Raw genomic sequence first — 10,761 nt, 5'->3', positions numbered from 1 at the left:
TCAATATTTATGTCTTCTTTGGAATATTGTAAAGTACGGTATAATTAAATCTTGAATAAATACATAAAATGATTGTAATAAGACAATGTGAGAAATGTTAGAATTTTGTAGAAAAATGACTGCTTTACTGGGGTAAATAGATAGATTAAATGCGAATAGGCGTGCTAGTAAGCTATTTAGCCTGCTTCTTCACTCAAGTACAGATCATATTTTCTGTACTTAGAATAGACTAAATACTAGTGAATAGTCATTTTTTGTAGATTTTTACGAACTAAGACACTTAAAAAATGACTCCCCAGTAGTGATCCGCACGAGCAAGAATGCATAATCTAGGTAAAGAATCTATATCTTTGTTTAGATACGAAGGCAAAATGAGATATTTGTTAATTGTACTATTCTTATTTATTTCTCTGACGGTTCACGCTCAGCAAATCAAGGTCGGCCCCGTGGTATCAGCCTTGCTTACCCGTCCGGTTTTTGACAATCCAGTGATTGCGCAAAATAACCAAGGTCAGTGGGCTCCGGGGGGCGGTGGTGGTATTTCGGCCATTTTTATTGCTAATAATTCTTTTAGTCTCTCTACTGAGGTACTGTACCAGTATCAGCGAAAGACTATCAATGGCAATGATGGGTTCTCTTATTTTAGAGAGTCACTCAACTTTATAAAAGCTCCGGTATTATTTCAATATTCATATCCGGTAGGATACTACAAATTAAACTTTATGGTTGGCCCGTCCATTAACTACTGGATTTCGGGGCGAGGGGAGGCCTTAGTGCCTGAATTGGTAGAAGGTGATTTAGAAGGTGGACAGCGTTATACCATCGCGTACGATGGGATACCAGAGAACGATCGCTTCTTAGTTTCTGACCCCAATCGATGGCAATTAGGACTACAAGTTGGGCTGGGAACCACAATTCCGGTTCAGCGAAATTCTTTAAAAGTAGATGCACGGTTTGAGTGGGGACATACCAATATGGCAAAATCTAACTCCACTTATACACCTTTCGTATTTTATGACATGACTTTGGATCATACCTTTCATGGCTTTTCACTTTCTTGTGCTTACCTTTTTTCTTTTGACTTATTCGAGATGAGTCATAAGGGCAAAAGCACCGATAAGAAGAAAAAATAGATTATATCCTCTACTTTAGGGTAGAAATCAGAAACTGAGGCCGATATTTCCTGCTTGGGTTGCTCGGTTGAGGTTTTCAACTGTTTCTATCCGCTGCTTAGCCCCAAGCACCCAAAATTTTTGAGAAAATTTTCTCAAAAAGCCCAACCTAATCTACTCTCCGTCGTTGGCAATAGGAAACTGACGAAATTTTAAAAGTTTCCTTCGTTCATAAGTAAAAGTATTGGAAAGTAAAGAACAGATAGCGAACGCCGCTGAGCAGCTTTTTTTAAAGTACGGCGTTCGTAGTGTCACCATGGATGATATCGCCAAACAGCTAGGCATTTCTAAGAAAACAATTTATCAGTACTTTGCGGATAAGGATGAAGTAGTTGAATTGGCTACGCTTCGGATATTGGAACGAGAAAAGAAGTTACTGGCGGAGGTTCAAGAGCGATCAGAGAACGCCATTCATGAATTGTACTTATTCACCAGGTACATCCGGCAACATATTGTAGAAGTCAATCCATCTATTTTATTCGATATTCAAAAATACCACCGTGGGGCCTGGAAAATTTACCAAGACTTCAAAGGTTCGGTGTTTTTACAGACTATAGAAAGCTCTATTCGTAAAGGTATGGAAGAGGGGCATTTCCGTGCCGATATAAAACCCGAAATACTAGCGAAACTACGTATTGAGCAGGTAAATCTCGCCTTTAATAATGAAATATTTCCTAAACATGAATTTGATTGGACTGAAGTCCACCTCCAAATCTTTTACAACTTCTGCTATGGCTTACTGACCACCGAAGGAGTTGAACTTTTTGAAAAATACGCTAAAACTCTCACCACTCATGCTACCAAAAATTAGTATTCTTGGGGTCTTATTGTGGCTGGTTACCAGTTACAACGGGTACTCCCAAACCAACGAAGTTGATATTACTCAATCGTTAACATTAGACGATTGTCTGAGCTATGCATTTCAGAACAGCGAAACTATTAAAATTGCTGATCTGGAAAACAAAATTTCTCAAGCCGATGTGGGTATTACAAAGGCTCAGGGATTACCTCAGCTCAATGGTTCTATTAACTATAATAATAACTTTGCAATACAGCGACAGTTTTTTCCGGACTTCATTTCACCTACAGTTTATCAGGTTTTGTTACAAGAGCAATTGCTTCCGGACGGAAGCCAGATTCCTGAACCAGGTATTGTTCCGGCTGCGTTCGGAGTAGAGCATTCCAGTACGGCAGGAGTTACACTTTCCCAAATGCTGTTTGATGGTTCCTATTTCGTAGGCTTGCAGGCCGCTCGCACTTACACAGAGTTGGCTCAGAAGAGTTTTGAGGAGAACAAATCGCAGGTAGCTGAACAAGTTACTAAAGCCTATTACTCGGTTTTAGTCAACCGTGAGCGGCAGGAGCTGATAGCCAGTAACTATAATCGATTAGATACACTACTTCGGGAGACAAAATTGATGTTTGAGAATGGGTTTGTAGAAAAGATAGATGTGGACCGGCTTTCGGTTCAGTTTAACAACGCTAAAACTGAAAGAAGCAATATTGATCGCTTAACAGAATTGAGCTACTATCTGCTAAAATTTCAGATGGGCGTACCCGTTGAGCAGCCAATAACGCTTGCAGATGATATTGCTGATATTGATTTTGACCCTGAAATAGCGGCTGAGTCAGAGTTCAAGTATGAGCGGCGTCCTGAGTACGCTCAGGTGCTAATTAATCAGGAACTCGTGCAACTAGACATGAAAAACAATCGATTTCAGTACCTGCCTAAACTCACGGCAAACGCTGCTTTTGGCTACAATACCGGAGTAAATGACTTCAGTGAAATCACCAACTTTGAGGAGCTATGGTTTGAGTACGGTTTTTGGGGAATTACGATGGATATTCCCATATTTGCTGGACGACGAAAGCACCATACAATTCAGAAAAATAAGGTGCAGGCTCAACAGGTTGAGCTACGATCACGCTTTTTACGCAACCAAATTGACCTGGAAATTGCTCAAGCTCGGGTAGCTTTGCAGAATGGAGTAGAGGCACTGCAGGTGCAACAAGAAAATCTGGCTCTGGCTCAAGAAGTTTTCCGAATTACTAACATCAAATATCAAGAAGGCGTAGGTTCTAACCTCGAAGTAATTGAGGCTGATAATGCGCTTCAAGCATCGGAAACCAACTACTTTACCGCTCTCTACGATGCGTTAATTGCTAAAGTAGACTTACAGAAAGCCTTAGGAATTTTAGTTCAACCATAATTACCGCCCTTATAATATACTTATGAAAACAGTACTAGTAAGCTTGATTGCGATAAGCCTACTCCTGGCTTGTGGAAGCGACAACAGTGAGCTTGCCGAAAAAAAGCAGCAATTGAAAACGTACCAGCAGGAGTTAAAATCGCTGGAAGATCAGATCGCTACATTGGAGAATGAGATCGCGGAAGCTGATCCTTCATTCGCGCAACAAACGCAAAAAACCACCTTGGTTACTACCCTCCCAGTGGTTAAAAAAACATTTGAGCACTATATTGAAGTGCGAGGCTCGGTGACTTCCCGAAAAAATATTACTATCAGTGCCGAAGCACCCGCTATGGTCACCACGTTATCGGTATCCGAAGGCGAATCCGTTCGGCAGGGACAGGTGTTGGTGAGTCAGAATGGCGAGACCATCCGCCGGAATATTCAGGAATTACAAACATCACTGGAGCTAGCCAAAACCCGGTATGATCGGCAAAAGAACTTGTGGGATCAAAATATTGGTACGGAGCTTCAGTACCTGGAGGCTGAAAATGGAGTGAAATCGTTGGAGCGTCGCGTTGCCTCTCTTCAAGCACAGTTGAACAACTACATTATTCGTGCTCCTTTTTCGGGTACTGTCGACGAAATATACGTTAGAGAAGGAGAGATTGCTCAACCCGGAGTGCCGGTTTTGCGGTTGGTAAGCCTGACCGATATGTTTATTGAAGCCGATATTTCGGAGGCATTTCTGGGTGAATTTCAGCGCGGAGATAGTGTGGATGTTGATTTTCCGTCCTTAGACAAATCCCTTCAAAGTACCATTAGCTCAGTAGGTAAGGTGATTAATCAAAATAATCGAACGTTTAAAATTGAAGTGAAACTGCCTAACGATATGGATTTGCTACGTCCTAATTTGCTATCGGTACTGCGGATTATGGATTACCAAAAGCCAGATGCTATAGTGGTGCCCACCAAACTTATTTTGGAAGATGCCAAAGGTGACTTTCTGTTTGTGGCGAAAAACGCTGAAGAAGGCGAGGGAAAAGTAGCCGGTAAGCAACATATTGATCGGGGACAAACCTATAACAATGAAACGGTAATCTCCGAAGGCCTGCAAGGTAATGAAACGCTAATTGACAAAGGGTTTCGTGAGGTGGCGGAGGGAGTACGAATCAGTATAGCGACCGAAGAGGCGTCAAATCTCTCGCTTAACAAATAATACCACATGACAAGTCAAGAAAATTCTAAGCGCGTTGTTCGCAACTTTGGCATAAGTTCCGGCGCCGTTAATAATCGTACCAGCGTCCTGATTCTTACTTTCATTATTGTTGTGCTGGGAGTTACTTCGTACTTCTCTATGCCGAAGGAGAACTTCCCGGAGGTGGTGATTCCCACCATTTACGTAGGCACACCTTATCCGGGCAACTCTCCGGTAGATATTGAGAATCTGATTACCCGTCCCATTGAAAAAGAAATTAAAGGAGTAACCGGAGTAGATCAGATTAACTCAACTTCTATTCAGGACTTTTCTACTGTTATCGTTGAGTTTAATCCTGATGTTGATATATCGAAGGCCCTACAGGATGTGAAAGATGCAGTAGACCAAGCGCAGAGCGAACTTCCTACTGATTTAGATCAAGACCCCAACGTATTTGAGGTTAACCTGCAAGATTTACCGTTTATGTTCATCAACATCTCGGGTGACTATAGCATCGATGAACTGAAGAATTACGCCGAATATCTTCAAGATGAAATTGAAGCTCTGTCGGAGGTGCAGGAGGCCAGTATTAGTGGTACGCTAGAGCGGGAAATTCGAATTGATGCGGATCTCTACAAGATGGATGCGCGGGAAGTCACCTTTTCCGACATCGAGAACGCAGTAGCTGCGGAGAACGTGACAATATCCGGTGGAAATATTAAAGCCGATGATTTTCGCCGTTCGCTGCGGGTAATCGGAGAGTTTACGGAGGTAGATCAGCTCGAAGATGTCATCATAAAAAATGAAGAGAATAGAATAGTATATCTCCGCGACGTGGCCGAAGTGAGCGATACGTACGAAGAGGCTTCCAGCTACTCGCGTAACTATGGCGATCCGGTGGTCACGCTCTCGGTAGTAAAACGAAAAGGTGAAAACGTGCTATCCGCTTCAGATCAAATCAAGGTGATTTTAGAAGATGCTCAGGCAAATCGGTTTCCAGCCGATCTGCAAATCATTATTACCAACGATCAATCCAAATATACCCGGCTTCAGTTGAGCAATCTGGAGAATAGTATTATCATGGGAGTGATATTAGTAATTCTGGTGCTGATGTTTTTTCTCAATCTAAGGAATGCCTTGTTCGTAGGAATTGCCATTCCTCTTTCCATGTTCTTATCGTTCATGTTACTTAGCTTCTTTGGTATTTCAATTAATCTCATGGTGCTGTTTGCCCTGATATTAGCATTAGGAATGCTCGTAGATAATGGAATTGTGGTAGTGGAGAATATCTACCGATTAATGCAAGAAGGATATTCTTCGGTGCAGGCCGCTAAAGAAGGAGTAGGTGAGGTGGCTTGGCCGATCATTACCTCTACGGCAACTACCTTGGCCGCTTTTCTTCCGCTAGCATTTTGGTCAGGACTCATCGGCGAGTTTATGCGGTACTTGCCTATCACGCTAATTATCGTCCTATCATCATCGTTGTTTGTCGCGCTAGTCATAAATCCGGTGCTCACTTCTATGTTTATGAAAGTGGAAAGTACTACAACTGCTCAGAAGAAACGACGGTTAGTGATAATTGCCGGCAGTATGATCTTGGTCGCCATTCTATTCTACATTTTCCGAAGCTTTACTATTGCTAATCTGCTAACTATTGGAGCACTGCTTATCCCATTTAACCTTTATGTACTTACTCCGGCTATCCAGTGGTTTCAAGATTCGTTTCTAGTTAGTCTGGAGCGAACTTACACCCGCACGGTACGCTGGGCGCTAAATGGCAAAACGCCTTACTTTGTTTTCTTTGGCACCGTAGGTCTGCTTATCTTTTCCATTATGTTGGTAGGGGTCAAGCAGCCGAAAGTGGAGTTCTTCCCAAGCAGTGACCCTGATTACTTCAATGTGTTTGTAGAACTTCCAGTGGGTACTGATATTGAAGCGACCAATACCATTGCCAAACGAATGGAAGCAAATATTTTTGAGACCTTACAGCCCTACGATCATATTGTAGAGGCCGTAATTTCTCAGGTAGGTGAAAACACGAATGATCCGGCTGAAGGAGCAAGTCCGGGCGAAACTCCGAATAAGGCTCGAGTGAATGTATCTTTTATTGACTACGAATTGCGCGGTGAAATTTCTACCACCGACGTAATGGAAGAAGTGCGGGAAGCGGTGAGTGGCTATCCAGGAGTATTAGTCACAGTGTCTGCACCACCCACTGGACCGCCAGTTGGTAAGCCCATTAGCATTGAAGTATCATCAGAAGACTACGGTGGATTAATCTCTTTCACTGAGCGTTTACTAGCTGAAATTGAGAATTCCAGTATTCAGGGAATTGAAGAACTTAAATCGGATCTAGAAACTGGAAAGCCCGAAGTAATCGTGAATATCGATCGGGATAAAGCCCGGCGCTTTGGTTTGTCTACCGCCACTATCGCGACTGAAATGCGAACGGCGCTGTTTGGCTCTGAGGTATCTAAATTTAAGGATGGAGAAGATGATTACCCCATTCAGCTCCGATTAAAAGACGAATATCGTTACGATATTGACGCATTAATTAATCAGAAGATTACCTTCCGCGATAAATTTGGAAACCTGCGTCAGATTCCGATTTCATCAGTAGCAGACTTAAACTATTCTTCTACTTACGGTTCGGTAAAGCGGAAAGACTTGGATCGGGTAATTACACTATCATCTAATGTGCTGGAAGGCTACAATGCCACTGAAATTGTAAACGATCTGAAAGAACTCGTAGACGACTTAGACATTCCCGAAGGCTATGAAGTGAAATTTACCGGAGAGCAACAGGAGCAAGAGGAATCTGGTCAATTTCTTCTGCAAGCTTTGTTCATTGCTGTGATGGTGATCTTCTTGATTATTGTGGCTCAGTTCAATTCCATTGCTACTCCGTTCATTATCATGATGTCGGTGCTGCTAAGTACTATCGGTGTATTTTTAGGGCTGGTGGTATTTAATATGAACTTTGTAATAATCATGACCGGGATTGGTATTATTTCCCTAGCGGGAGTAGTAGTAAACAATGCGATTGTGCTTATTGATTACACCAACCTAATTCGGGAGCGGCATCGCGCTGAACTTAGCTTAAAAGAAGACGAACTACTTCCCTACGAAAAAATTGTTACCAGTATTATTGAGGGAGGGCAAACGCGTCTGCGCCCGGTGTTGCTTACTGCCATTACCACGGTTTTAGGGCTTATTCCTCTGGCAATAGGGCTCAACATCAACTTTGCTACGATGCTCTCTGATTTTGATCCCCAGATTTACTACGGAGGCTTTAATGCCGACTTTTGGGGGCCGATGGCTTGGACGGTAATTTTCGGTTTGATCTTCGCTACCTTCCTTACTTTGGTGGTAGTGCCGGTCATGTACCTGCTAGTTGATAAAATCAAAATGCGGACATCCAGTAAAAAACCGGTAGCTGTCGCAAAATAAAGCGTATTAGTAATCGTCTTAAAACCCAACAGTATACGTTGGGTTTTTTGATTTAACCACATGCCACGAATGTTTTCATTTCTCATATTCGCTGTACTTTTTCTCTTACTAGATTACTATGCTTTTCAGGCATTTCGGGTGCTCATAGATGATCTGGCAACCTACCCCCGGCGCACAATTTACGCGGTGTACTGGGCCATCAGCTTATCTGCCTTAGGTGGGTTTCTCTTCTACAACTTGGGCGGGAAAGGTGTAATAACTGAAAATCAACGCACTTTTCTTTTAGCCTGGATATTTGTGAACTACGCTGCCAAGTTTTTCGGAAGTCTGGTGCTGGTGATTGATGATGTGGTTCGTCTGGGCCAGTGGGCGTACACTCAGTTTTCCCCTAATGTAAGCGAGGCTAGCAATGAAAGTGCAACCGGCATTAGCCGTTCCGAATTTTTGGTGAAAGCCTCGGTAGTTGCTACGGTGGTTCCGGCTATTGGTTTGAGCTACGGCATTGCCTCAGGTGCCCACGATTACCGAATTCATCGGGTGAAGGTGCCCATTGCTAACTTACCCAAAGGTTTAGTGGGTATGCAGATTGCTCAGCTTTCGGATATTCACTCAGGCAGCTTTTTTAATAAAAAAGCGGTGATGCACGGCATTGAAATGCTACTAGCTGAAAAGCCTGATCTGATTTTTTTTACTGGCGACTTAGTGAACAACAAAGCAACGGAAGTAGAAGATTATATTCCGGTTTTCAGTAAGCTTAAAGCACCGTTAGGTATTTATTCTATTCTAGGAAATCACGATTACGGTGACTATACTTCTTGGTCGTCTCCCCAGGTGAAACGGGCAAATCTGGAAAATCTGAAACAAGCGCATCAGTTAATGAACTGGAAACTCTTACTAGATGAAAATGAAATTCTAACCATTGATAATAACCGTCTGGCAATTATCGGAGTAGAGAATTGGGGCACGGGTGGGTTTGCTCAGTACGGGCACCTTAACGAAGCGTACCAAGGTGCGGAAGATACTGATACTCGTATTTTATTATCACACGACCCCAGCCACTGGGACGCTCAAGTGCGGTCTCAACACGAAGATATTGAACTAACGCTTTCAGGACATACCCACGGTGGACAGGTGGGGATAGAGTGGGGGAGCTTACGCTGGAGCTTTGTGCAGTATCGCTATAAGCAGTGGGCAGGTCTTTATCAGGAGGGTAACCAGCATCTTTACGTGAACCGAGGGTTCGGCTATATTGGTTATCCTGGGAGGTTAGGGATTCGCCCGGAGATAACGATGCTGGAATTAGTTCGGGCGTAATTTAACGGCGAGGGCTTTTCCCCTGTAGCTGCTTCTGAAGACTTTTTATCTCCAGCGAGAAATCAGCATTGCTTTTGATATGTTCTTGCACGGCTCGGCACGCATGAATAACCGTGGCATGATCACGCCCACCAAAATGATAGCCGATAGCTTTCAGCGAGTGCTGGGTGTATTCCTTGGAGAAGTACATCGCAATCTGACGAGGAACTACCACCTCCTTTTTTCTGGTCTTAGACTTTAGGTCAGGAAGGGTAACGTTGTAGTGCCGAGATACAGTTTTAATAATCAGGTCAATGTCTACTTCCGGAACGCTGTTCTGAATAATGTTTCGCAGAATATCTTTCGCCAGTGCTAACGAAATTTCTTGCTTATCTAAAGAAGCGTGAGCCATCAGTGAGATCAAGATTCCTTCTAGTTCGCGAATATTGGTATCTACGTTGTAGGCGAGGTACTCTACCACTTCGTAGGGGAGGCTCACTCCTTCCGCTTGCAATTTACGTTCAATAATGGCAATTCTAGTCTCGAAGTCAGGGGTTTGCAAATCGGCGGTCAGTCCCCACTTAAAGCGCGAGAGTAAGCGTTCGGTTAAACCGTGCAAGTCTCGGGGAGGGCAATCGCTGGTCATAATAATCTGTTTGCCCGACTGCTGAAGATGATTGAAAATATGAAAGAATATCTCTTGCGTTTTCTCCTTGCCGGCCAGAAACTGTACGTCATCCAGAATTAGTGCATCAACCTGAAGGTAGAAGTTAGTGAACTTCTGAACGTTATTGTTTTTTAGTGCCTCAATAAACTGGCTGGTAAATTTCTCAGAAGAGACGTAGACCACAAACTGATGACCTTGCTTGCGTTTAATCTCGTTGCCAATTGCTTGCACAAGATGCGTCTTTCCCAGACCAACACCCCCGTAAATCATAAGTGGGTTAAAAGAGGTGCTTCCCGGACTTTGGGCTACCGCAAAGCCAGCCGATCGGGCTAACCGATTACAGTCTCCTTCAATGTATGAATCAAAACTATACTTATCATTTAAGTTTGTTTCTACTTTTAGGTTTTCCATCTCGGGGAATGAGAATGGACCTTTATAATCAGTAGAGGGAGTTTGGTAGCGCGAATTGTTTCTTTTAGTTTCTGCTTTGGGAGCAGTAGGGAGTTTAATAGCAACCGGCTTATTCTTTTGATCACCGTTATCTACAACTACTGAATATTCTAACTGTCCGTCTAAACCAATCTCAGCATCAATTGCTTTACGGAGTACATATACGAAATGCTCTTCTAACCACTCATAAAAGAATTGACTAGGTACCTGGATGGTAAGTGTCTTATCGGCCAACCGAAGCGGTTTAATAGGGGCAAACCACGTATTAAAGGCTTGCTCACCCACGTGCTCGCGGATAGTTTTGAGACAGTTGTTCCATACAGTCACCTGATCTTCTTGCAT

The 10,761-nt window shown here is 43.1% G+C and carries 7 protein-coding genes; 6 read left to right on the top strand and 1 reads right to left on the bottom strand.

The window, feature by feature from the left end; all coding sequences use genetic code 11:
* Nucleotides 1-371 precede the first annotated feature (371 nt).
* From P0M28_RS00035 to P0M28_RS00010, 6 genes are all read left to right on the top strand, one after another.
* Nucleotides 372-1,133 carry a porin family protein gene (locus P0M28_RS00035; protein WP_302207280.1) on the top strand — a complete coding sequence of 254 codons (762 nt, stop codon included), beginning with the start codon at nt 372-374 and terminating at the stop codon, nt 1,131-1,133.
* Between the two features lie 223 nt (nt 1,134-1,356).
* Complete coding sequence (locus tag P0M28_RS00030) at nt 1,357-1,983, top strand: TetR/AcrR family transcriptional regulator (protein WP_302207279.1); 627 nt, start codon at nt 1,357-1,359, stop codon at nt 1,981-1,983.
* Complete coding sequence (locus P0M28_RS00025) at nt 1,967-3,382, top strand: TolC family protein (RefSeq protein ID WP_302207278.1); 1,416 nt, start codon at nt 1,967-1,969, stop codon at nt 3,380-3,382. Before P0M28_RS00030 ends, P0M28_RS00025 begins: the two co-directional genes overlap by 17 nt.
* A gap of 22 nt (nt 3,383-3,404) precedes the next feature.
* A complete protein-coding gene (locus P0M28_RS00020; protein ID WP_302207277.1) occupies nt 3,405-4,580 on the top strand; it encodes an efflux RND transporter periplasmic adaptor subunit in 1,176 nt (391 codons plus the stop codon).
* Between the two features lie 6 nt (nt 4,581-4,586).
* A complete protein-coding gene (locus P0M28_RS00015) occupies nt 4,587-8,009 on the top strand; it encodes an efflux RND transporter permease subunit (RefSeq protein WP_302207276.1) in 3,423 nt (1,140 codons plus the stop codon).
* Nucleotides 8,010-8,078: 69 nt separating this feature from the next.
* On the top strand, nt 8,079-9,323 hold the full coding sequence (locus tag P0M28_RS00010; protein WP_367281889.1) for a metallophosphoesterase: 1,245 nt from the start codon (nt 8,079-8,081) through the stop codon (nt 9,321-9,323).
* Nucleotide 9,324: 1 nt separating this feature from the next.
* On the opposite strand, the gene dnaA is transcribed toward P0M28_RS00010, so the two are convergent.
* Nucleotides 9,325-10,761, bottom strand: coding sequence for a chromosomal replication initiator protein DnaA (gene dnaA, locus P0M28_RS00005; protein WP_302207274.1), 1,437 nt, complete (start codon nt 10,759-10,761; stop codon nt 9,325-9,327).

This window comes from Tunicatimonas pelagia, assembly GCF_030506325.1.
GTDB classification, from domain to species: domain Bacteria; phylum Bacteroidota; class Bacteroidia; order Cytophagales; family Cyclobacteriaceae; genus Tunicatimonas; species Tunicatimonas pelagia.
This window is presented reverse-complemented; position numbering and strand designations above follow the sequence as displayed.

What these genes read in the sequence shown, in the direction of transcription:
- P0M28_RS00015 (WP_302207276.1), top strand. Translation starts at nt 4,587, where the DNA reads ATGACAAGTCAAGAAAATTCTAAGCGCGTTGTTCGCAACTTTGGCATA.
- P0M28_RS00010 (WP_367281889.1), top strand. Translation starts at nt 8,079, where the DNA reads ATGTTTTCATTTCTCATATTCGCTGTACTTTTTCTCTTACTAGATTAC.
- dnaA (WP_302207274.1), bottom strand. Translation starts at nt 10,761, where the DNA reads ATGCAAGAAGATCAGGTGACTGTATGGAACAACTGTCTCAAAACTATC.
- P0M28_RS00035 (WP_302207280.1), top strand. Translation starts at nt 372, where the DNA reads ATGAGATATTTGTTAATTGTACTATTCTTATTTATTTCTCTGACGGTT.
- P0M28_RS00025 (WP_302207278.1), top strand. Translation starts at nt 1,967, where the DNA reads ATGCTACCAAAAATTAGTATTCTTGGGGTCTTATTGTGGCTGGTTACC.
- P0M28_RS00020 (WP_302207277.1), top strand. Translation starts at nt 3,405, where the DNA reads ATGAAAACAGTACTAGTAAGCTTGATTGCGATAAGCCTACTCCTGGCT.